Source organism: Citrobacter sp. RHBSTW-00017 (genome assembly GCF_013797615.1).
In the GTDB taxonomy this organism is placed as follows: domain Bacteria; phylum Pseudomonadota; class Gammaproteobacteria; order Enterobacterales; family Enterobacteriaceae; genus Citrobacter; species Citrobacter braakii.
In genome coordinates this window covers 2,720,129-2,743,672 of record NZ_CP056899.1, presented here as the reverse complement: position 1 = coordinate 2,743,672, position 23,544 = coordinate 2,720,129, and the positions used below count along the sequence as shown (strand labels likewise).

The 23,544-nt window shown below is 47.1% G+C and carries 22 protein-coding genes; 2 read left to right on the top strand and 20 right to left on the bottom strand.

What is annotated here, in order from left to right; genetic code table 11:
- Nucleotides 1-244 precede the first annotated feature (244 nt).
- The 8 genes from HV037_RS13250 to HV037_RS13220 form a co-directional block, all read right to left on the bottom strand.
- Nucleotides 245-1,300 carry an AbrB family transcriptional regulator gene (locus HV037_RS13250; protein WP_103283854.1) on the bottom strand — a complete coding sequence of 352 codons (1,056 nt, stop codon included), beginning with the start codon at nt 1,298-1,300 and terminating at the stop codon, nt 245-247.
- Between the two features lie 35 nt (nt 1,301-1,335).
- Entirely contained in the window at nt 1,336-2,568 is a 1,233-nt protein-coding gene (locus HV037_RS13245) for an ATP-grasp domain-containing protein (RefSeq protein WP_016156403.1), read from the bottom strand.
- 8 nt (nt 2,569-2,576) lie between these two features.
- A complete protein-coding gene (locus tag HV037_RS13240) occupies nt 2,577-3,206 on the bottom strand; it encodes a 2OG-Fe dioxygenase family protein (RefSeq protein WP_016156404.1) in 630 nt (209 codons plus the stop codon).
- Nucleotides 3,207-3,352: 146 nt separating this feature from the next.
- Nucleotides 3,353-3,556 carry a 4-oxalocrotonate tautomerase family protein gene (locus HV037_RS13235; protein WP_016152960.1) on the bottom strand — a complete coding sequence of 68 codons (204 nt, stop codon included), beginning with the start codon at nt 3,554-3,556 and terminating at the stop codon, nt 3,353-3,355.
- A 14-nt stretch (nt 3,557-3,570) separates the two neighbouring features.
- Nucleotides 3,571-4,911, bottom strand: coding sequence for a hypothetical protein (locus tag HV037_RS13230; protein WP_103283853.1), 1,341 nt, complete (start codon nt 4,909-4,911; stop codon nt 3,571-3,573).
- Nucleotides 4,901-5,992, bottom strand: coding sequence for a hypothetical protein (locus HV037_RS24600; protein ID WP_233896735.1), 1,092 nt, complete (start codon nt 5,990-5,992; stop codon nt 4,901-4,903). Before HV037_RS24600 ends, HV037_RS13230 begins: the two co-directional genes overlap by 11 nt.
- Nucleotides 5,931-6,764, bottom strand: a complete 834-nt coding sequence (locus HV037_RS24595) for an FAD/NAD(P)-binding protein (RefSeq protein WP_233896734.1) — start codon at nt 6,762-6,764, stop codon at nt 5,931-5,933. Before HV037_RS24595 ends, HV037_RS24600 begins: the two co-directional genes overlap by 62 nt.
- Nucleotides 6,761-7,951: an MFS transporter gene (locus HV037_RS13220; protein ID WP_046276354.1), complete on the bottom strand. Its 1,191-nt coding sequence runs from the start codon at nt 7,949-7,951 to the stop codon at nt 6,761-6,763. Before HV037_RS13220 ends, HV037_RS24595 begins: the two co-directional genes overlap by 4 nt.
- 108 nt (nt 7,952-8,059) lie before the next feature.
- Here HV037_RS13220 and HV037_RS13215 point away from each other — a divergent pair, with 108 nt between their 5' ends.
- Nucleotides 8,060-8,932 carry a LysR family transcriptional regulator gene (locus HV037_RS13215; RefSeq protein WP_016152964.1) on the top strand — a complete coding sequence of 291 codons (873 nt, stop codon included), beginning with the start codon at nt 8,060-8,062 and terminating at the stop codon, nt 8,930-8,932.
- Nucleotides 8,933-9,849: 917 nt separating this feature from the next.
- Here HV037_RS13215 and HV037_RS13205 read toward each other — a convergent pair.
- The 5 genes from HV037_RS13205 to HV037_RS13185 form a co-directional block, all read right to left on the bottom strand.
- Entirely contained in the window at nt 9,850-10,602 is a 753-nt protein-coding gene (locus HV037_RS13205) for an SDR family oxidoreductase (protein ID WP_103284461.1), read from the bottom strand.
- Nucleotides 10,603-10,892: 290 nt separating this feature from the next.
- Nucleotides 10,893-11,054, bottom strand: a complete 162-nt coding sequence (locus HV037_RS13200) for a hypothetical protein (RefSeq protein ID WP_172976641.1) — start codon at nt 11,052-11,054, stop codon at nt 10,893-10,895.
- 349 nt (nt 11,055-11,403) lie between these two features.
- Entirely contained in the window at nt 11,404-12,408 is a 1,005-nt protein-coding gene (gene trpS, locus HV037_RS13195) for a tryptophan--tRNA ligase (RefSeq protein WP_103283852.1), read from the bottom strand.
- 218 nt (nt 12,409-12,626) lie between these two features.
- The gene (locus tag HV037_RS13190) at nt 12,627-14,411 is read right to left on the bottom strand and encodes a diguanylate cyclase (protein WP_103283851.1); all 1,785 of its coding nucleotides are present in this window, start codon (nt 14,409-14,411) and stop codon (nt 12,627-12,629) included.
- A 119-nt stretch (nt 14,412-14,530) separates the two neighbouring features.
- A complete protein-coding gene (locus HV037_RS13185) occupies nt 14,531-15,640 on the bottom strand; it encodes an AI-2E family transporter (protein ID WP_016156415.1) in 1,110 nt (369 codons plus the stop codon).
- A gap of 203 nt (nt 15,641-15,843) precedes the next feature.
- Between HV037_RS13185 and HV037_RS13180 the strand changes: the two genes are divergently transcribed.
- Complete coding sequence (locus HV037_RS13180) at nt 15,844-16,803, top strand: DUF523 and DUF1722 domain-containing protein (RefSeq protein WP_103283850.1); 960 nt, start codon at nt 15,844-15,846, stop codon at nt 16,801-16,803.
- 153 nt (nt 16,804-16,956) lie between these two features.
- On the opposite strand, the gene HV037_RS13175 is transcribed toward HV037_RS13180, so the two are convergent.
- The 7 genes from HV037_RS13175 to HV037_RS13145 all read right to left on the bottom strand — a co-directional run bounded on the left by HV037_RS13175 (nt 16,957) and on the right by HV037_RS13145 (nt 23,478).
- Nucleotides 16,957-18,885 (bottom strand): bifunctional diguanylate cyclase/phosphodiesterase, encoded by a 1,929-nt coding sequence (locus HV037_RS13175; RefSeq protein WP_103283849.1) that lies wholly within the window; start codon nt 18,883-18,885, stop codon nt 16,957-16,959.
- A 17-nt stretch (nt 18,886-18,902) separates the two neighbouring features.
- Nucleotides 18,903-19,397 (bottom strand): molybdopterin-dependent oxidoreductase, encoded by a 495-nt coding sequence (locus tag HV037_RS13170; RefSeq protein WP_016152974.1) that lies wholly within the window; start codon nt 19,395-19,397, stop codon nt 18,903-18,905.
- Between the two features lie 541 nt (nt 19,398-19,938).
- The gene (locus HV037_RS13165; protein WP_016152975.1) at nt 19,939-20,580 is read right to left on the bottom strand and encodes a PAS domain-containing protein; all 642 of its coding nucleotides are present in this window, start codon (nt 20,578-20,580) and stop codon (nt 19,939-19,941) included.
- Between the two features lie 124 nt (nt 20,581-20,704).
- A complete protein-coding gene (locus HV037_RS13160; protein WP_103283848.1) occupies nt 20,705-21,673 on the bottom strand; it encodes a threo-3-hydroxy-L-aspartate ammonia-lyase in 969 nt (322 codons plus the stop codon).
- Between the two features lie 27 nt (nt 21,674-21,700).
- Entirely contained in the window at nt 21,701-22,096 is a 396-nt protein-coding gene (locus tag HV037_RS13155) for a RidA family protein (protein ID WP_016156419.1), read from the bottom strand.
- Between the two features lie 245 nt (nt 22,097-22,341).
- The gene (locus tag HV037_RS13150) at nt 22,342-22,650 is read right to left on the bottom strand and encodes a monooxygenase (protein ID WP_019076722.1); all 309 of its coding nucleotides are present in this window, start codon (nt 22,648-22,650) and stop codon (nt 22,342-22,344) included.
- 36 nt (nt 22,651-22,686) lie between these two features.
- Nucleotides 22,687-23,478: a PhzF family phenazine biosynthesis protein gene (locus HV037_RS13145; protein ID WP_103283847.1), complete on the bottom strand. Its 792-nt coding sequence runs from the start codon at nt 23,476-23,478 to the stop codon at nt 22,687-22,689.
- Nucleotides 23,479-23,544 lie beyond the last annotated feature (66 nt).

Genomic DNA, 23,544 nt, shown 5'->3' with positions numbered 1-23,544 from the left:
AACAAGCCTTAGTTACATTTATCGTCGGCTTCGTACGACCAAGTTTGAAATCACTACTGAATCGATGATGGAACAGGAGATGTTAACAACCGCTTTTGTGGTCAGCTACGCACGTTTGTTCGCCAAAAGCAATGGCACTTGCGTTCTCCAGCGGAATGATCTCCCTGTCCACCTACGGGCTGTTCATGATGAGCTGTATAAAATTCGCAACGAACGTTATGCTCATAACGGAGGTCATAACCCCCTACAGCGGCCTCGTCGGCTTACTGGTTTTAGCGCTATTACCTTCTATAACCTCTCTTTTGCGGTAGATAACTATTGCAGGGATCGTTTGGATGAGCAACATGCGTATAATATGGCTTGCCATCACAAAACTCGCATTCGCGTTAAGCGCCAGTGCCGCAAAGGACATTGATTCCACGCTCCCGGGAACCCAGGAGAGCATCAATACATAAAATGGATAATCCAGAAGATGCGCCGCTGTAAATGCCATCATGACCGTCACACCCAGTCCAATAGCAATGAGCTGTATTGAAGACCAAAGATGACGCAAAAATGCAGTCAACGTAAACGCAATAAAATGATGCCCCAGTAATATGCCCATCAGGATCATACTGAACTGATTGAAAATATCGGGAAAAAACACAGTCTGAGATGACAAAGGGTGCAGGAGTGCTGCACAAAGCAACGACGTGATCATAAAGGGCGCAGGAAAGTGGAAGCGTTCAAGGCATTTGCCCAACACATAGCCCGCAAAGACAATGCCCAATAGCCAGAGCACATTAGTCGTTGCAAACAATACAGGCGGCATGGCCATATGGGTTTGCGCACCGCCGGTAATATATCCGGCAAATAAGGTCAATGTGATGAGCCGAAGCGAGTGCGAAATGATAATTTTTTGCGGCGGCGTTTTAACATGGGACGCTAGCGCTAATACCGCTGCCATTGCCCCCGGAACGGCGCCCAATAACGCCTCTTCCTTACTCCAGCGTAATCGGTGAATACACCACAAGTAGCATGCGGTGAATTGCAGGGATAAGCATACTAATAACAACACCAGTAAAAATGCGATATTTCCTTGCGCCCCAAAAGAAAAATCGCGAAATAAAAGACCAATTGACGTACCAAGAAAGAGTTGAATCACCGTCAGGCTGCCCGGCAGTACTGGCACAGAAAGACCGGTACGTTTTAACACCAGCACGGTAATAAGGGGGCCAAACATCATACCTAACGGAACGTTGCAATAGGTAAAACCCAACCCAGCCAGGATACAAAGAGCAAAACCTAACAATAATTTCATACACCTTTCTCCTGGCTACCGGGAGTGTTAAATACTCAGTGAACGGTTTCGTTAACCCAAAGGGTATTTTCAGCAACCCATTGGGTCAATGCATCAAGACGTTCGTGTATTTCCCGGCTGGACTCCGCTTGAACAATAGCACTCACGATCTCGCCATTTGTTAATTTCATCGCGTCATATTGGCGGCCGACGACACCTGTTGCCCGATATTTAACCACAAAAGGCAATGGACATTTTTCCGCAATAGAGAGGAGCGTGCCCTGTGCAGGCGGCACATTTAATTGGCCAACCCGTAAAACGGGTTGTCTTTGCGATAAATCCTGCGGATAGATTTCGCATAAACTGGCTTTAAGCCAGGTCATTCGAGGATCAAGACCAAAAGCGGCCCCTAATTCTTCATTGACAAAGCAGCCACCTAATCGGCAAGCAAGCTCGCCAAAAATAATGTTGTTATCTTTATCAACAAAAACTTCAAGGTGAAGCAATGCGTTTTCTTCCGTTGGAAAAACCTCTTCAGCAAGATATTTGGTGTAGGCAATCAGTTTACGATGCAGCGGCGTGTCATCTTCCATAACCAGACCTAATGTTTTCCCGGATAGAAAATCCAGGCAGGAGACGGTTGCACGAGATGCAGAAACAAATATCGCCTTTCCTTTTAAATACAACGCATTAATTTGATAAGCTTCGCCTTCGATAAATTTTTCAATGAGCAGATTGTGATACTCTGGCGGCTTAACCTGCGCCAGATATTTATAAAGCTGGCCTTCATTTTTAAGAACCACCACGCCCTGTGATCCACGCCCATCATTAGGTTTGATGACGCAGGGATATCCCTGTTCGGCAATGAATCGCGCCATCGCAGTCGCACTGTCGACGCGTGCCATAGCAGGAACCGGTAACTGATGAGACTGAACAAGCGATTTCATCATAAATTTATCACGGAAGAACATGGCCTTTTTTTCACGGTCGTGTGTCAAACCCAGACGATCGCTGATTCGCGCGGCCCTCAGAACATCGATTTCGGCGAGGTAAAAGATACCCGTTGCTTTATTGTCCTGGGCGTAGTGGTAAATATCCATTTCCACGAAGGGATTATCATTAAAGTTTTCATAAAAAAGGAAAGAAAAACCTGCCCCCATATGATCAAGAATATTATCGATCTGGCTTGCGCACGTTGCAATCAGAACCGGGGCCACTGATTGCAATGACTGCCACTCTTCACGTGAGTGCTGAAAAATAATTTTTGGTGGACACAGCAAGATATTCATTGTTTTTCTCATTCAATATCAAATGTAATGACAAATACATCCCGATAACCTTTTCCTGGCAACAAAGGAACCACTGCCGCGGTATAATGCTGATAATTCACATCATTGAATATTACTGCATCGCCCGCATGCAGTTTGAACGTAGAGGCATCATTGCCCCCATCATGATTAGGAATAAGCGTGGTTTCTCCACCAGTCACATTCTCAATTTCGCTGCAATAGATTGCAATGTACTTAAAACCATCTTTATGAATACCCTCTGGAGCGGGATATCCAGGCCTTCGGTCATCTGTCGTTATTCTTATTTGATGAATGCCAATATTGTAAGTCGTGTCTGGAAGCAATGGCAAAAGCTTACGAAACACCAGATTCATCACTTCTTCAGCAACGTCTTGTTTTATTTCTGGGTATTTTCTTGCAATACCGCCAGCGTAATTGTTCAGTTTTTCCGCTTGAAAAAACTCACCCACTGCGCACAGATCAAAATACTTTTCACGTCCGGCCCTGGCCTGCATGTAACTTCTGAACCGAAAAATACCATCTTCAGCCTTAAGCCACGGATCGGGTAGTAATTCATCAAAACTATTTTTGACTTTCGCTGAAGTCTTCCCCAGTCGAATATGATGATAGGCGTGCATAGATAACGTCCTTAATACGGTAGTTTGAGCAGTCTACTTATAAGATATGAAATGCATATCCAACAATAAATAATATTGCAGACTCTTTTATACTGATAATCTATGGGCAAAAGTAAGGAGGCAGGCTCCTTACTTTTTAAGTCACTCTACTTGCTTTTTTTACGTAACTCCGTCACTGGCACGCCACCAATTCCCCAGTTATCAGTCTCCACTTCATCAATGACCACGATGGTTGTGCTGGGGTTTTTATTCAGGACATCAACCAATAGTTGTGTCACTCCCTCCATTAATTTTTTCTTTTGCTGATCGGTAGCACCTTCATTAGTAATTTTAATATTTACGTAGGGCATATGAACTCCTTTTATTAGATGATTTTTGACATTGCACCAAGATAAACAAGTGCAAAGAGATTAAACGATAGAACATAACCGTAGTGCATTTTAAAACTGGTGTTACTGGGTGATACATTCAGACTGTTTGCGGCGAAAATAGCATTGACCGATACGGGAGAAATAAGCTGAGTTGCAATAAATAAGCAAATCCATATCTGATAATCAACCATCCCCCCCGTAAGATAATCAGAAAATATCGACCATGCGATACTAAAGATAATCAGTGGATGGATACCTAATAAACCAAAAAGCGGTACGATGAACAAAATAATCGCGTAGATCTGCAACGTTGTCAGCCCGCCAACATAAGCAGTGATACCCTCAGGTACATGGGAAAAAAGCAGCCAACAAACTGAGGTCAACACACTACAGCTTAAAAGCAACAATACCTCACCGGATATATTCTGTGCTGATTCAGTTAATTGCTCAGCCCAGGGTTTATCCTTTTTAACCAGATGATCGACAACAAAGAGCACGACTGCTGTAAAGGCAATACTTTGCAGTGAATTAAGATTCAGTACCGTTAATGAAAAAATGAATACTCCCCAGAACAGACCTACACATAGCAGGATATACCGCATCCCATCACGGCTGGGTGTCACCGTCTCGTTTTCAGCGATTACCGTCACTTTTGCGCTTTGGTTGAACAAGATACTGAATAAAAAGAGAGGGATACCCACCAGCATCGCCTTAAGATGCGGTACGTCAGGCATTGCCGCCCAAACGGCAGCAGCGCCGATGGTGGTTGGCATCAGTACCATCGTAATGCATACGGTGCGCGTAATAATCTTTGCCAGGTTGAATCTTGGCCCAATAACTGACTTGAGGCCATCGAGCAGCAATGATATTGCCCCCAGACTCATTGGCCATGTTAAGAACGCCGTCAATAACGTAACCCCAAAAGTCATGTTCGATGTTTTTCTACGCGAAAAATATCCTCCCAGAACAGCTGTAAAATTAAGAGAGGCCATGACTTGTCGTAATAAGGCAATACCAACAAGCAGTAAAATCACATCAAAATATCGCGAAAAAATTGCAGGGAGCACAATGCCTTTCAGGTTGTTTGTAGCAAGAAGAAACATCATCGAGCAGAGAAAAATAATCACACCACTTCTGGCGGATGATTTTTTTGACCAGAAAGCAAATGTCGATGCGAAGTAGAGCACGGCGGTAACTCCCGCAATAGCCGACATCGCCGCATGTTTATCCGTCAACGCACAAGCGAACAGAAATACCAGCAATGATGTTATCGCTAACGCAGGTTGCAATGATTGCCACGCCTTGCCACGGGCCTGGATTTGCTCAGTCTGCATTTATCGCTACCTCTGGCTGAGCCTGCCGCACCATCATTTGATGATACATATCTGCGACACAACGGCCTGCATCAACCAGGAATCTTGAATTAACCAGCGGACGTGGCAGGACGTAGGTGTAAAAATTCGCGCCTTCCGCAGGATTGCCCAGCACCCAAAAAGTCGTCTGCGCTTCCCCCATGCGATTAATAGGATGCTGGCATTGATCGATATCCAGCCCACCCGGGTGATACCCCTCATTCATAAATGGACGAACAATACCATTGGCTGTCATATTTCTGATTAACGGTGAAGCGTCATGTAGTGGCGAAAAACTGGCAATTTTCGCCTTGATTAAAACATCAGCCTGAATCTCAGTACTCTCTTCTTTAAAAGGTGAGTGAACTTCGAATTTTCCTTCGCAGTCGTTCAATACTAACCTTGAATCTTTACCACCGGCCAGACTCACCACATTCGCTTCCATTAATGCTAATAGTTGTTCATTTCTTAACTTCGGCGGGCCAACGGCAATGCGGTTAAAAATGGGATTAAAATGCTCAAGGAAATACTGATGTGACCGCGATTCAAGCCCTGAATTATCAATCGCTTCTCGTAAAATATCCCTGACATCACGAATAATGTCTGTCGCCGCTTTGATCGGGCCATGGACATTGCCCTCCTCAGACTCCTGGAGATCTTTACGCAGGAAATACATAAACCATTGAGTATAATCCTTTAAACTCAGATGTTCCTGCGATTGATGTGGATAAAGCACACTGTCAATTACCGCGATGTCTTCAGCGCTCGGTTCATAAGAGCCAGCATCTAACCACTGCCCATTTAGGGTTGAACGATAGGCATAACACATTTCTTTATGCAGTAAGGGGAAAACTTGTTCAAGAAAATCGATTTTTGAAGATCCTTTCTCAAACACATTTTTCAACCGCAATTCTCTGATAGCCATTGCCGTTAAGAAGCGTGGGGAGTACTGCCCAGAAACGCCTTTTTGATTCGCGCCGCGACTGCTAAAAGGTAGAGCCTTACGTGGAATAGATAAAAATACCCGGTTCTTTTCCGGAAGGATGATAGCGAAGCTCACCATCTTCCCGGCTAAATTTTCCACCCCTGCCGATAGTGAGTTGCGAAATGACATCATAGGCAGTCAGACCAATACCCTGAACAATCACATTTGATTCCGCTGTTATTTTATTCAAATTATTTATTGGATAAGGAGTCGAATAGTAGTCCAGGCGTTCATTTTTCTTATAATTATTGGCAATAAATCGTTCAACAAGATGATCGTCAAACGTTTTGGCGTTGTCGCTGTGACCAGTGGTTAAATAGACGTAATCGGCCACCACACGCTGACTGTCTTCCAAGACAATAATAGACTTCGCATCGTCCTGAATCAGAATGTTGTTGGCCTGCTGATTTATCTGTGTAACCGAGATATTGTCAGGCAAACTTTTGATAATTTCGTGATAAAACCAATTTAAGTATTCACCTAATAATCGACGAGGTAAATAATCGTTGGCGTCAATTGGTTTGCCAGCCACGTCTTTTAAATAACGGCCATCAACATTTTTATAGCCCTGCTCATTAGCCCACTGATGAAAACATGGCCCTGAACGGAAAGATCCGGCATTTTTTACCGTCGCATCACCAAATAATGTTATCTGGCAAGCAACGGTGTTAACCAATAAATGGTCGGGCTGCGATAAACTGTGCGCACCTACACCCATCGCATTTTTATCAACGATAACAATATTAATATGTTCATTCTGTTTACGTTGTGCATGCTGAGCACAAATCCTTTCCAGAATACTAAGCCCCCGAGGCCCCATTCCTATAATAGCAACGGTTGTCTTTTTCATTCTTTGCTCCAACTTTGAGAGTATTTAACTTTGCTGTGTTGAACATAGCTAATCCCTGCTGCGATAAATAACGCACAAGCGCCAGATAATATTGAAATAGTCATCCCGTTTTTATTGTTCTGAAACGCACTCACGATTAATGGCCCGGCAATTTGCCCAATGCCATATGTTAACGTCACCAGACCCAGAAGATTAATTTTCTGTGGTGCAGAAATCTTTTTCGCGAGTGGCATAACGAGAGAACTGGTTCCCATGAAAGTTGCACCAAAGCCAATACAACTCAAGGTCAATAAAAGCGGGGAATGGATAAACGAGGCCATCACAACGCAGCTCGCCTGCACAATTAAGTTAACACTCAGGCAGGACAATATGCTCCACTTGCGTGCAGCCCATAACCAACCATAGCATCCTGGGATAACGGCAAGGCCAACAATAGACCAGATATGGTTGGCCAGAAATTCATTACCCACTCCCCGGGCCATTAAAGGGAGATAAGTAGCTACAATGATATAACCGAAGCCTGCCAGTCCATATAACAATGCTAAATTCCACCACTGGATGTTCGGCTCGGATGACGAAGCTTTTTTCTGAGGAGGTAGAACGTGTTTATTTGCAGGCAGCAATATAATCAGCGCGATGAAGAGTACAGCTGAAATGATTGACGCGCCGATCCATAGTAGCTTTGAATTTAATGCATATGCGATACCGGCTATAACATATTCATTGCCTATAAAAATACCCACCCCGACGCCAGCAAACAAAGAAGCAATGACAAACGGATTATGGGTATGCTGTAGCATAAGCATCGACCCGAATATCATCATGCCTGCGCTGGCAACACCGGCGAAAAATCGAATAACAATTACTATATCAGGGTGCGTGACTACTGCCATCGCAAAAATAAGCAGGCCGGTGACTAATGCAGCACAAATTAACATCGTTTTGATATTCTTCAGGCCACCAAAAATACCAAACGAGAACAGGAGGCTGCCAACCAGGTATCCGGCGTAATTCGCGCTTGCGATTAACGATAATTGCGAAAAATTAAAAATGCCTTCATGCAACATGACCGGCAGCATCGGAGTATATAAAAACCGACCAATTCCCATCCCCAGCGTTAAAACAATCATACCGAAGACAGCCGTGCTCAACTGGCGATGGCCAATAACATTGTGATCAAGATCCATTTTTCAGGCTCAATATGTCAATCAGATTTGATTGTTATGTTACATAAAGAAATGATAATAAAAAGTTAATAAAAATGACGGAAACCTTCACTTTGAGTGACAGACACGATGAACAGTACCTCATTAAATTTGTTTAAAACCGTCGCGGAAACCGGCTCTATCACCGCAGCAGCCCGTAATCTGCACTGCGTTTCTTCAAACGTCACGACGCGGCTCAAGCAACTGGAGTCCAGCCTGGATGTTTCGTTGTTTGTTCGCGAGAAGAATCGTCTTCACATCACCCCTGAAGGTGAACTGCTTCTGCGTTACGCTAACAAAATCCTCGCGCTTTTAGACGAAGCCGAGTTGTCTATGCAGGGAACGAAAGCGGCTGGCCCTCTGCGCATTGGCGCAATGGAAACCACTGCCGCCGTCCGACTTCCTGCTTTGCTGGCAAACTTCCACCGTGAAATGCCCTCCGTAGAATTAAACTTAAAAACGTCACCGACAGATGTGTTAGTTCGTCAGATCCAGAATAGTGAACTTGAAATTGCCTTCGTCGCTGACCACAAGGCGTTGCACGTAGACAATTCAAGGCTACAAACGCAGGTGCTGTGTCAGGAAACCCTGGTTCTGGTTACGGCCGCAGAGCATGGTGATGTCGTGACGGGAGCCGATCTGGAGGTGACAAGGCCGCTCGTCTTTGTGAAAGGATGTAATTATCGTTCCCGGCTTGGGCAATGGTTACGGCTACAAAATGTCGATTATGACGACCCGCTGGAGTTTGGTTCTTTTCAGGCAATACTTGGTTGCGTAAGTGCCGGAATGGGCATTGCATTATTGCCTGAGAGCGTCGTCAAACAGTATGAAACGAGCTTCCCCATACGGTGCCACTCTATTACTCCTCACATTGGTAATGTCAATACTATGATGATATGGCTTAAAAATCGTGAGGTTAGCCGGGTATTGAATTGCTTTGTTTCCTTTGTTTCATCCCACTGAGGTATTCCACAACCATATTGTGCCGTTAGGACTTTTGGGCTGGTAAATACTCTATATGGATCTATTATCGATGCAGGCTTTCAGTTTCAGGATTGACTAATGCAATTTAATAGAGTAGCTGAAGATTTCTTTCCTGGGATTGGTCAAGAAATTTGACCACTGTTTTGTAGTAAGAACGGCATCTGCTCTCTGATTCGTTCGTTGCCAGTCTGCCATTGCCACAGAGCTGCTGTTGCAGCCCTGACAACCTTAGACTTCAATCGATTCAGAGATCTCTAACGCATCATCGACTTCAATGCCCAGATAACGGCGATCCTGTTGTGCTCCAGCATCCTGCACGGCAATTTACCCTGACGGGGAATAACATGTTGATATGCAAAAATGTTCCTAACAAAATTGATTTCAGTTACATCGAGGCTAACGGCTACGATCCCTTTATGCGTGATTTCATCAAAGGTAAAACCTATCCGTATGGTGAGTGGTAGGACATAACGATCAGAAAAATCATAAGGATCTGCTTGAGATCCTTTTGAGCATCAATCTGATTGTTTGACGGGTTAGACTTCTATATTTTTTTAAATGTTTCATTTTGCAAGTTCGCTCCCACCAGGTCAGCTATGACCGATTTTGGCATGGAACGGCTACGCTGACAGACCCAAGGACTGCCACGAGTAAGACTGGCAGTAATACTTTTCGACGCTTGTCATATCGCTTGTGGTAATAGAGGCGCAAAATCCCTCAAGTCAGGGGCTAATGTGTTTTATTACTTTTGGATTTCATCATTTCATAGCCAAACTATTCTAATCATTTTCAGCTTCCTGCCAGAAAGCGGGAAAAGTACTATTGTTCAGGCTTTAACAAAACAGTTAAACGCTCTGTACTTGAGAAGATCTCCAATGATTATTATCTTGGGGGAGTTAGCAACGCCAGCCCCTGGAACTCAGTTTCTCGCGAGTTGGACCTTGAAAGTAGATACTACCTATATGGCAACTACGCGGTTGAGCGAGCACAAAACGAATTGTTTCCCAGACTGAGCGTCCATTTAATAAACGTTCCCCCATTCTGGATTGACTATCGACAAACGTATCTAACCCTGTAAGTTCGAAATCCGGTGGATACAATCCGGTCACACGTATATTTTCTTCGGACAACTGGTGTGACAGTTTAGATGTGAATCCGCTAAGCCCGTGTTTGCTGGCAAAAAAAGCGGGATGCGCAATTGAATCCGTAAAATTCGGAATCCCACATGAAGATATTATTGAGACGACATCCGCGCTTTCTGAACGTCTTAACCTAGGCAACAATGCATGAGTCAGTAAAATCGCACCTGTCAGGCCTGAACTGACGGTATTGATAATTTCTGCGTCTGGTTGATCGTCTAACGTTCCTGACAGCCACTGGGCGGCATTGAGGATTAAAATGTCGATGGGCTTGTCTGAAGTTAACAACTGTGAAGAAAACTGCGAAAGGGATTCAGGCTGGGTTAAATCACAGATATATCCTTTTGCAATCCCGCCTTCAGCCGCGATGATACTGCAAGTTTTTTGAATATCATCAGCACGCCGCGCGCAAAAATCCACCTCGACGCCTTCTCGCGCCAGCCACACGCACAGCGCCTGACCAAATCCTCCGCCTCCACCCGTAATTACAGCTCTTTTACCTCTTAGCATCTTCATCCATCCTTTTCTTTATGACTATGTGTGGATATAGATATACATGAGGAGGTGGATTGGCATCTTTCAATTAGTGCCATTTTTACATGAGGAACAGGGATAGGGGACTTGCAAAGCCAGCATCTGGCGCGGAGCGGACTGAGCGTTAGGTTATTATATTCTCTGCAAGGATGTGCATGCGCTATACACCAATTTTAATTGTGCTATTTAGTCAGTAAATTTGTTTAGAATACCATTCCTCTTCTGTTTATAAAGACAAGAAGAGGGATGTGCTAATCATTTAGATATCAGTAGCCTGCAGCCCTGTTGGCTTCTTTGATGCGATTGTTTCTTGCGTCTTTATTGTGTTGGTCTTTTGCCTGCATTATCCCACTTGCAGCATCCACCCAATCATTTGCGGTACAACCTGATAATACCATACTCAACATTAATGCAAACGCATACTTCATTTTAACTCCATCATTCATTATTGTATAAATAGCGTCTGTGTAATGCTCAATGTATTTAACGCTAATGCGGTTAATTTAACAAATAATCATATCTCAGGCAAGGTGAGGATCTCGAACCCGTACATGTAATGGGTAATTCATAATGATTAGTTGAAATAATTGAAGGTGCAGGATAGAAATAACACTGCATAAAAAACGACATATCGTTTTGAGTGGATTATTAAACAGCGAATTAATTAGCCTCTGTGACAGAGGTTATCTTTACGCGTCAACGCATAGCTGCGACACTCCCGGCGATTGTCATTCGTCGGGAGCTAACTTTATTTATCGAACCTGTAGTGCTTCGAGTTCAGAACACCGGCAAACCCAGCCCTTGCTTTACTTCTTTTAATGTCTGCTGTGTGACCTCGTGCGCCTCTTCGCTTCCTTTTTTGAGCATCGCCATCAGCATACCTTTATCCTGGATGTAGGTTGCCCGCCGCTCGCGCATCGGGGCGATAAGCTCCTGCAAGCACATCTCCAGCTCGTTTTTGCATGTCCGATCACCCAGCCCGCCGCGCTGATAATGTGCTTTCATCTCCGCCACTTTCGCTTTATCCGGATGAAAAGCATCGAGGTAAGTAAATACCATATTGCCGTCAATCTGCCCCGGATCGGACACTTTTAGATGATTGGGATCGGTGTACATTGCGCTGACCGCATGATGAATGGCCTCTTCGCTGGCGGACAGGAGTAGAGTGTTGCCGAGCGATTTTGACATTTTGGCATTACCGTCGATCCCTGGAAGACGGCTGGTCTCACTCAGTAGCGCTTTACAATGCGACAAGACAGAGGTCGGTAACAGACTATTCATCTTATGCACGATCTCATTGGTCTGTTCGATCATGGGCAACTGATCGTCGCCGACGGGAACCACCTCGGCTTTGAAGGCGGTAATATCTGCCGCCTGGCTGATGGGATAAACCAGAAAGCCAACCGGTAACGAGCGGGCAAATCCTTTCTGCGCAATCTCGTTTTTGACCGTAGGATTTCGCTCCACGCGAGCCACGGTAACAATGTTCATATAAAGCACGGTCAGCTCAGCGAGGGCGGGCAGGGCCGACTGCAGACAAATGGTGGTGAGTGACGGGTCGATTCCTGCGGCGAGGTAATCAGCCAGCACTTCGGGAATATTGTTGCGGATCTTTTGTGGTGTGCTGCCGTTATCGGTTAGCCCTTGCAGGTCAGCAACCAATATAAACTGCTGATAATCATGTTGCAGCGTGGCGCGCTGGCGCAGAGAGCCAACATAGTGGCCGAGATGCAGCGGGCCAGTGGGACGATCGCCAGTGAGGATGATAGTTTTGTTGTTCATGTAAGACTCCTTAATCAAAAAACCGAAAGGGGTCTTTAAATGCAAATAACCGCCTTTCGGCGGTTATTTAAAATGGGGAAAACACATTCTGACCGCCTTTAAGAAGGCAGCCACCACAGGTTGTGATTAAACGCGGTGATATCGTGTTTTGTGTTCATCCAGTCAACATATCACCGCCTGGCGCAGAGGTAAAGCAATGCACGGCGTACTGACGTATCTTAGCTCGCTTCCAGCATGCCAAAGCTCACGATGCGCGAACGGCCTAACTCTTTCGCGCGATACAGCGCCACGTCTGCGGCGCGCAGAAGATTGTCGCTCTGGGCGTGCTGCGGATAGCTGGCAACGCCGATAGAGACATCAACGTGACCAATCTCTGAGAGTCCAAAGCGCAGCGACAGTTCGCGTACACCATTATAAATATCTGTCGCAAAGCGGTTGGCGGCCTGCTCATCCGTATTGGCCAGCAACACCAGAAACTCTTCACCGCCGTAGCGGAAGGCCATGCCGTTGTCATGGACAACGCGCTGAATAGTGGTGGCGATACTTTTTATCACGCTATCGCCCGCCTCATGGCCAAAGCGGTCGTTAATATTTTTGAAATGGTCGATATCGATCATCAGGCAACTGATCGGCTCTTTGTTACGCACTGCCTGGCTCATCTGGGTGCGCAGCGTATCTTCCAGATGATGACGGTTGCGCAGGCCGGTTAGCGGGTCGTAGAGCGCTTTCTCCAGCAGCGCATCACGCAGGCGCTGGTTGGCTAACGCCAGACCGAGTGCTTCCGCCATCAGTTCCAGATACGCGCGAGAGGGAGCAGAATCATTGCTGAGGTTCTGGAATGAGAGCAGGCCGATGGCTTCACCCTGGGCAATCAGTGGCACGCACAGGGTATGCTGCTGGCATGATTCCGGTAGATGGTAGCAGGCGATATCGGGTTCGCCTTGCACGGGAGGATGGCTCTGACCGCGGCGCACTGCCCAGCATTCGTCCGGGTGGAAAGCATCCGCTTTGCCCTGCGGTGAAAGCCATTGCGCAACGCAGCGCATTTGCCAGGGCTCTCGATCCAGTATGTAAAGCCGCCCGGCAATACCGGGAGCAACATTCGGCGCAAACAGCTCTGCCACATTAATGACATCGGCAAAATTCTCGCAGCCTTGCAAACGTTGAGTCATACGTGCGAGCAGCTCGCGGATTGCCCAGTCGGCGTCTCGTTCTTTCTCCAGTCGCTGACGTGCCAGACCGTTCTCGCGAAAAATGCGGATCGCCTGTGCCATATCGCCGATTTCATCGATCTGATTAAAGCTGGGTGTCTCAACGGCGTAATCCTGCGACGCCAGACGGTTAACCACATCGCTCAAACGCACCACGGGACGCAGTACGCGGCGTTTTAAAATAAAACCGAGAACGAACAAAAATAACAGCGCCGTCAGCCCGACCATCACTTCCGAAGCCGTACGTAGCGTGCGCGATGTCTGAGTGGCATCTTCAATGGTGTTGCGTACGCGGCTGTCGAGTAACTGACGGAAATGATCTATCCGGTCCTGGGCTCGCTCCAGTTCCTGTTCATAGGATTTGCCATACAGCAGGGCGATGGCCTGCGACTCTTCTCCGCGCGCGACGCTGGCAAGCGCCGCAGCTTGCTCATCCTGCAGGGCATCAACAATCTGCAGCCCTTCATGCAATAGCGCCAGCTCTTCATCCGTCGCCCCAATATCTTTTAGTTTCGACAGCCGCTGTTCAACGGCTTTCAGCGACGCTTCTTTCTGGCGGTAGGCGTTAAGCGCTTCCGGGTCTTTTGCAATAACATATTCGCGTGCCAGATCTGACAGCGACCAGGCATCGAGCTCGACTTCTTCGGTCAGTTGATCGAATTGATAACGTTGCTCCACCACCTGGCGTTCGGTGTTATCGGCGCTGGAGGCCATCAACATGACAACGCCGGAGGCAATGGTCAGACACACCGTCGCGCTGTAGGCCCAGTTGGTGATTGTGGCAATTCGCACTGATTAGTTCCTTCTGCGACGATTAATGAATAAGCATGATTGAAATTATAGGAAACGTATGATTTTGCGTGAAAATAAAAAAGGCGGTCTCAGGACCGCCTTCTGTTATCGTCCTGCCATCATAAATCTGGAGGATTTTTTCCTTCTTCCATAAAGGCTTCGTCGATTCCTTCCACGTTACCTTCATGATCGCGCCCGGAAAACAGGTTCCAGCAGGTAATGAACAGTGCGGCAATCAGGGGGCCAATCACAAAGCCGTTAATGCCGTAGATCTCCATTCCGCCGAGAGTGGAAATCAGAATCAGATAATCCGGCATTTTGGTGTCTTTACCCACCAGTAGCGGGCGCAGGATATTGTCCACCAGCCCGACGATAATCACGAAGAAGCCAACGATAAACAGCCCTTGCCACAGCTGGTGCGTGGCGAAGAGGAAGATTGCCGCAGGTACCCAGACGATCGCTGAGCCGACCGCGGGCACGAGGGAGAGAAACGCCATCAGCGCGCCCCACAGGACGCTGCCGTCGATGTCGACAATTGCAAACGCGATGCCGCCAAGAATACCCTGAACCAACGCCACGACCGCTGTACCCTTGACCGTTGCCCGCGTCACGCCGACGAATTTGGCAAACAGGTGCTGTTTGGCAAAATCAGAAAGCGGTAATGAGTCCAGAATCTGGCGCACCAGGTACGGCCCGTCCTTCAGTAAGAAAAACAGCAGATACAGCATGATGCCAAAGCTAATAGCAAAGCCGAATGTCCCTTTACCAATCAGGAACGCGCTGCCGGCGAGGTACTGTCCACCCTGCAGTACAACGTCGGACAGTTTTTTCTGGATCTGCGCGACGTTATCCAGATTATGTTCTGCGAGGAATCCTCTGGCCCAGTCAGGAAGATACGAAATAATGGCGGTGACCACTTCCGGGAACTGAGTGTCGTTTTGTTGTAATTTGGCATACACCACGTTCAGCTCAATAGCCAACGAGGAGAAGATCACCATCAGTGGGATAAAAACAATCAGACAGATGATGCCGATGGTGAGCAGTGACGCCAGCCCGTTACGTTCGCCAAGCGCGCTACGCAGTCTGTTTTTCACCGGGTTAAAGATGGTGGTTAAGATTGCGGCCCACAAAATGGCAGAGAAATAGGGAGACAACACATCGAAGAACGCCCAGGTCACGAGGGCAAGTATGAAAATGAAGAAACCTTTAGTCAGTCCGTTAAATCGCATTAGTGAACCCTGTAATGAGAAGCAGTCCCGACTATAGAACCGTTCAGGGGAATTACCAACTTTCGCTGCGCATATTTACTTAAATTGGTTAACCTGTTTTTCGTAGGGAGCCTGCGACAGATAAATAACGTACGCTATGATTTATTAGTGAAACAGTCATACTTTTCTTCCCGAAAAAGGGCGTCAAAAAAAGAGGGGGCGTTATGAACACTCAACCTGTCATCGGGATTAGTGGATGTTTAACCGGCTCAGCCGTGCGATTTGACGGCGGGCATAAACGGATGGGATTTGTGATGGACGAGCTGGCTCAGTGGGTGACTTTTAAACCTGTCTGTCCGGAGATGTCCATCGGTTTGCCTGTACCACGCCCCGCGTTGCGTTTGGTTCAAACCGCCCAGGGGAATATCCGCATGTGTTTTAGCCATGCGCCTGGTGAGGATGTAACCGATAAAATGTCCGATTTCACCGCTTCATATATCAATGGGCTTGGCGGTCTGTCGGGTTTTATCGTCTGTGCTAAATCACCGAGCTGCGGAATGGAGAGAGTGAGGCTGTATGACGAAAAGGGAAATCGTGGGCGAAAAGAGGGAACCGGTCTGTTTACCGGCACCTTAATGGAAACCTACCCATGGTTGCCGGTCGAAGAAGATGGCCGCTTGCACGATCCGGTGCTGAGGGAGAATTTTGTTGAGCGAGTGTTTGCGTTACATGAGCTTAATATGCTGCGAGCCTCTGGTCTTACTCGCCACGGTTTACTCAACTTCCACAGTCGCTATAAGCTCCAGCTTTTGGCTCATCACCAGGCGGGTTACCGGGATATTGGCCCTTTCGTGGCCTCGCTCCATCAGTGGGATGATTTGGATGCTTTTTTCGTGGTATATCGCGAAAAGCTAATGGCGATCCTCAAAACGCCCGCCTCACGGAAAAATCATACCAACGTACTGATGCATATTCAGGGCTACTTCCGCGATCGGTTGAACACCCGCCAGCGCGGAGAGTTGCGTGACGTTATCCTCAACTATAGCGGCGGACTGCTGCCAATATTGGCGCCACTGACTCTGCTCAAGCACTACCTTGCTGAATACCCAGACAGCTATTTACTTACCCAGAACTATTTTGATCCTTATCCGAAGGATTTAGCCCTACGGTTAATGATTAATTAGCCTGATGGCGAGTAAATCTGGGGCAGAAATATCCGTTGTTCGGGAAGGTTATCCCTGCCGTTTTCTGATGCGTTTAAGCAGGGATAATTTTCACGGTGTGTAATCGATGAGAAAATGCGGCCCGCACCCACGGGCAAATGTGCCGACCGCGATTTAACCGTTTCTGATTTCCTCATCGATACAAGGCTGAGGTTTGCCAAACAGATATCCTTGCGCGAAATCGCAGCCCAGAGCCTGAAGTCTTGTCAGTTGCTCCTGCGTTTCAACACCTTCTGCAACAGCTTTCATATTGAGAGATTTCGCCATGCCCGTGATCAGTTTGATGATAGTCAGGGCGTCTTCCTGCGTAGATATCGAATGCACAAAGGACTTGTCTATTTTGATTTTATCGAAGGCCAGTCTGCTGAGGCGCGAAAGAGAAGAGTATCCGGTACCAAAATCATCGATGGAGATTTTTACCCCCAGGGCCCGGAGCTTATTAAGCGTATTTATCGGCGTAGCACTCTCGGTAAAGAGAGAGGATTCAGTCACTTCCAGTTCGAGGCGGTCAGGTGGAAGTCCAGTTTCTTTCAGAATGGTTAACACGATTCCTGCAAAGGCCTTGCTGCTTAGCTGGACAGGGGAGACATTGACTGAAATTTTAGCCGGAACCGCCCAACCCGCGGCTTCCCTGCAGGCAATTTCCAGCACCGCTTTCCCCATCTCATTAATCATCCCTGTTTTTTCAGCAACAGGAATAAAGCTATCCGGCGACAGGAGGCCCTTGAGAGGATGGATCCAACGAATAAGCGCCTCATAGCTGTATATTTTCTGACTGAAAGAATCGACAATAGGCTGGTAATACACCACGAACTCTTTGTTCACTATTGCTAATGCCATATCATGCTCAAGCGTTCTGCTTTCCTGCAATTTTTCTAACATTCGTTGCCGGAAGACTTTTATCTTGCCAGAGCCTTCATTTTTGGCTTCATAAAGGGCCAGATCGGCAAATTTATAAAGATAGTCAGAGCGACGCTCATTTTCTGAGATAACAATGCCAACACAGGTGGTTATGTTGATAATTGTGTTGTAAATGGTGTAGGGCTGGCTGATAAACTCACATATTTTCTGGGCTCGCGAAACGGCCCGACTTTCTGTCAGGCCACTTGAGAGAAACGCAAACTCATCCCCGCCTAAGCGATACAGCGTATCCGACGTAAGGCTTGTCGAAATCAGACGATCGGATATCTGGCGCAGTAACATATCACCGGCATCATGACCATACGTATCATTGACCTCTTTGAATCGATCTAAATCAAACAACATCACAGTCACAGCATCGTTATTTTTCTCTGCCATTTCGATTGTTTTATTTAAATCGCTCCAGAATAGCTGGCGGTTATTCATCTCGGTGAGCGAGTCATGGTAGACGTCATATTCCAGTTTGGCATTCTGAATTTGTAGCTTTTCCTTCGATTTCTGCAGTTCTTCGGCAAGACTCTTGACCTGAAGGTGCGCTCGCAGAATATTTCTGTTTTGATAAAAAATGAGTACGCCCAGAATCGCACTCAGTATTATTAGCAGTACAGATGTCGTTGAGTAAATATAGTACAGCGTTTGAATGTTTTGGTTGGCGTTATTAATCGAGTTAACATCTTTGTTTAATGCGCCGGATGAAAGACGGCCAAGTTGTGCATCCAGGGTATGCATTTTTTTTAGATACGCCTGGAGTGCTGGACGGTTCATTTTCTCGAGATTATCATCCAGATAACTAAGGGTATTTTCAAGTGTTACCGCTAGCTCACGGTGGGCAATGTTGCTTTCTATGTAGCGCCCCAAATCACCTTCTTTTATCAAATCACTCTGGCTGAGCATAATGTCGAGACGCATGCGTACATCATCAAGATTCATCGTATCATCGATAGTGTAAAGACCAAGCAACGATTCAAATCGGTAATATTGAGATACCAACTGAGCGGCAGACCAGGAATCGGTGTAGTGAGTCAGTTTCTGTAGCTCTTGTTGCCGTTCATGCACGAGGAAAGAGATATATCCGGTCGATATAAAAAGAAAAAAGATGATGCCAGCCAGTATTCTGTTCATGATGTTCCTCTGAACGCTTACTCAATATCCATGCTACTGACCTGCCATGCAGACCTTGAATAATAAATCTGATTATTTAGTTCCGGCATGCTGTCATAGGGGTACACAATGAATAATGGGCCTTTATCACGGATGCGCATATATTTTCCGTTGATTTTTAAAGCAAGGATGGCATTGTATTTTTTGAAATCACTGAGAGGGATAACGGTGGTGTAGTCATTAAGCGCAGTAACCTTTACAACGGAGCCGCTCGCTCCAACATAATCCATGAGTTTTTGTAGTGGAATACCCGTAAAGGTCGTACGTCCATTATACCAGGGGGAGGTGGTCTGAAAACTTACCATGCCCAGCTTCTCAAGACTGGCGGTATCAAAAACCGCTTTCCCGTCTTCATTTGTATTTTCAATATTACCGGATAACGTTAAGAGAACTTTACCGGTGGGCCTGGAAAGTTCACCCGCCCAAAGCTGGGTGGAGAGCACAACGCTTACCAACATGACTATTAACCGCATTCTAACCTCACCAATCAGCCGGATGTAAAAGAATTATAATTTAGATATCACGCTATTTATATATTCCGCCTGTCTATTATTGATGATGTGAAGTTATTTGTATTTTAATTCATTTAAATCAATGGGTTGCCATGCTTAATGGTTATGAATATTTATTAAATCAGGCGAAGTCTGTTATTAACGGACGGTGATTTTTGTTGTGCCTGTACAAAAAACACTCACTCTGTGGTTGTTAAAAAATCACACGATCATAAAGGTTTATTTTTATGTGCAGCGACAGGGAATCGTTGTTTTATCGGCGGGTAACCTTGTTGAATAAATCGAACTTTTGCCTATTCCCGGGATTAGATTACACAGGCGTAGCAGACGTTCAAAAATAGTCAATTATCAGGAATTCAAAATATGCAAAATCAACTACGGGATCGTCAGCAACTTAATGAACTTATCAATGGCTGTATGCACCGCGATTGGGGGAATATGCCGCGCTGGCTTGCTGCCTGAGCCAGGCGGATATACCTTGCTGAGCGCCGCATAACCGGGTTTATTCGCCAGCCTGAGCCGACTGGCGGGCATACAGATACGCGGTCGCTCTGGAGACGCCCAGATGTTGCGCCACAGTGTCCATAGATTTTCGTACGTTCAGCAAACCGTCTTTGCGTAATTGTTGAATCAGTCGTTTACGGTCTTCAGGTTTCAGGGCGCGGGCCGTCGTTGCGCATTTAGCGGCAAAGTCATCGATACGCTGGCGGATGACTTCGTTACTGCCGGGATCGATATGTTCCTTAATGGGGGAGTCAGCGGTTTCAGTAAAACGCGCAAGGGCACTCTGCATGCCACGAAACAGCGTCATATCCACGTTCAGACAGAGTGCTGCTACGTATTTGCCTTCGTCATCCTTGATGCCGATAGAGGTACTTTTCACCGGGCGGCCATCGGCAAACTGGTTGCTGTAGTTGGCAATAATGCTGGGAAATTCAGGCGATGCGATTCGAGCCAGACCCAGTTCTGTTGCCGGTTGGCCGGGTTCTCGCCCGGACAGGTTATTATGGATGGATAAAATGGCATGTTCAGGATTTTTGAGATCGTGAACCACCACTTCGCAAAACGGAGAGAAGGTCTCGCTCAAGCCCCTGGCGATAGTGTCAATTTGGCTGAGAAGTGAGTTGTTATCGGTTTTTGGCATGCCAGTCTCCTGCGGTGATGCCTGTTGCCATGATTGCGGGCAGTTTACAGTGAGCAGGGTTCGCTTTTCCAGACGCGAGTGTTCAGACGGTAATAAGGTATCCGCATGGCAGATACCTTCTTGATTACCCGGCAAGGAATTCACTGTAGCGGCTGATATCCACGTTCCCGCCGCTGATGATAATGCCGATTTTCTTGCCGCGAAGTTCAGCTTTGTGCGCTCTGGCGGCGGCAAAACCCAGACAACCAGTCGGCTCCACGACAATTTTCATTCGCTCAGCGATAAATTTCATCGAGGCGACTAATTCATCGTCTGAGACAGTCAGGATATCGTGCACATTTTGCTGGATAATCGGAAACGTAATATTCCCAAGATGTTGGGTCTGAGCACCGTCAGCAATGGTTTTCGGCGTATCGATATGAACAATCTTTCCGCTGCGAAACGATTGTTGACCATCGTTTCCTGCCTCCGGCTCGACACCATAGATGATGCAGTCAGGTGACAGATGTCTGGCTGCCAGTGAGGAGCCCGAAAGCAGGCCGCCACCGCCCAGACACACGAAAAGAACGTCTAGCTGACCCACTTCTTCAATCAGCTCTTTTGTGGCGGTACCCTGGCCCGCAATCACGTGCGGATGGTCGTATGGCGGGATCAGCGTCAATCCTTGTTTCTCTGCCAGCTCCCGTCCGATTTTTTCACGATCTTCGGTATAGCGATCGTAAATCACCACATTTCCACCATAGCCTTTTGTGGCTGCAACTTTAGCCGCCGGGGCATCATGCGGCATGATAATCGTCGCCGGGATCCCCAACAATTTTGCCGACAGGGCAATGGCCTGCGCATGGTTGCCGGACGAAAAGGTGACGACGCCCGCAGCGCGTTGTTCTGGCGTGAACTGGCGTAACGCATTCATGGCTCCGCGAAATTTAAACGCGCCCATTCTCTGGAAGTTTTCGCACTTGAAGAAAACTTCAGCACCAAATTCGTCATTAACCGTTCGGGAGGTCATCACCGGCGTTTTGTTGGCATAGTCGGCGATGCGCTCTGCCGCGGCGGCAACATCGTTATAATCAGGCAGTGTCATTTCAGTCATTGTTGTTCACCTGTATGTCGTTAAACGTCATGCTTGTGGGGCCAGGGCAATAGCTTCAACTTCCAGTGCGAAACCATAATGAAGCTCTGCAACGCCCGCTACCGCGCGGGAGGGCCGGAAATCACCGATCCACTCTCCATAGATTTTGTTAAACGTTGGCCATTGGTTGATATCTGTCACATAGACGCGTACTGACACCAGGTGCTGTCGAGAAACCCCAGCGCCAGCCAGGCAGGCATCAATATTCTGCAGTACCAGCCGCGTCTGCTCTTCAAAAGAGGCATCCGTTTTTTTTTCGCCATCACTTGTGACCGGCAACTGACCAGAAATGAAGACGAATCCGCCAGCCGTTGTACTGTGTGAGTAATGACCTGCAGGCGGAAAACCTCCTGCAGATGAGTTCAATGTAATGTCCACGGACATAAGTGAATCTCCTGTAGTTATTGATAATCCATTTTGTATAAAATAATACTGTTTGTATTATTTTATACGCTTTCATACCGCGTTCGGCTAGTGATAGTTTTCACAGATGATGATTTTGTGAACTAAGGCAAACGTGACCCACGTTATATAGCTATCCTGGCGCGGTGAAAGAGGGGGAACGCTTTTGATGAGGGTAAAGCTGGGGAGTGAAGAAGCGCCCCGGGGCGGGGCGTTAAAGCCAAAAATTAGCCGATATGGCCGTGGTTAATCTTACTTAACGGTTCATTGATATCGAAGATTTTGCACGTCACGTCATCCACACCCAGGTGCTTCAGGCGGGCCGTGTGTTTTTTGATATAGGCCAGAGCGCTGTCTTCATCCTGAAACAGGTAGATGCCACCCGCTTCGTGGTTTGCTGCGTTCTCGGTCCAGATTTTCCAGATGAAACCCGGCTCCTGGTTGATGGATTCGGCCAGTTCAACAAGTTGATGTGACATCTCAGCGCCAAACGGACCAGGAAAATCAAAGTGTATCTGCACGAGTTTGTTCGCCATAAATCCTCCATGGATTGGTTAATTTGGGTAAGGCTGCTAGCGTAACAGCACTTTACCCGTCAGATAAGTTACTGCTTGTCCACCAATATAAACACGCGTTCCTGTCAGCTGGCAGCGTAAATCGCCGCCGCGTTCAGAGACCTGGCGCGCCAGCATCTGCGTTTTATTCAGTTTTGCAGCCCAGTAAGGAATCAGCATGCTATGCGTCGAACCGGTAACCGGGTCTTCCGCGACCGCTTCACCCGGGCAGAAGACACGGCTGACGAAATCGTATTCCCCGTCACCCGGCGCGGTGATACATACCATTTTCCCGAGGGGAATCATGGCGTGGATATTCGGGCGCACAGCCTCAACCTGCTGTTGATTCTCCATCACGACCATGTAATCGCGCGCGACGCGCACTTCTTTATATTCGGTGATGCCCAATGTTTCCAGCAGTAAGGCGGGCGGTTCGGCAGGTTCGCTTTGCCAGGCAGGAAAATCAAGAGTCAGCCAATCACCGCTGCGCGTGACCGTCAGTGGACCCACAAAACGGGTGGCAAAATGGATGGTCGCTTCCGGGAAATCCAGATGTTCAAAGATGACATGTGCGGCGGCAAGCGTGGCGTGCCCACACAGATTAATTTCGCCTTGCGTGGTAAACCAACGCAGCTCGAAGCCATTCTCATTGGCGACAAAAAAAGCGGTTTCCGACTGGTTATGCTGCTGCGACATTTTTAATAATATTTCATCGGGCAACCAGTCATCGAGCGGGCATACTGCTGCGGCATTACCGCCAAACGTCGTAGTGGTAAAGGCATCTACCATGTAGAAATCGATTTGTTGCACGGTGTAACCCTCTCATCGCACTCAGGATATCCCACACTCTATCATGCAATGATTGTCATTGGTTAA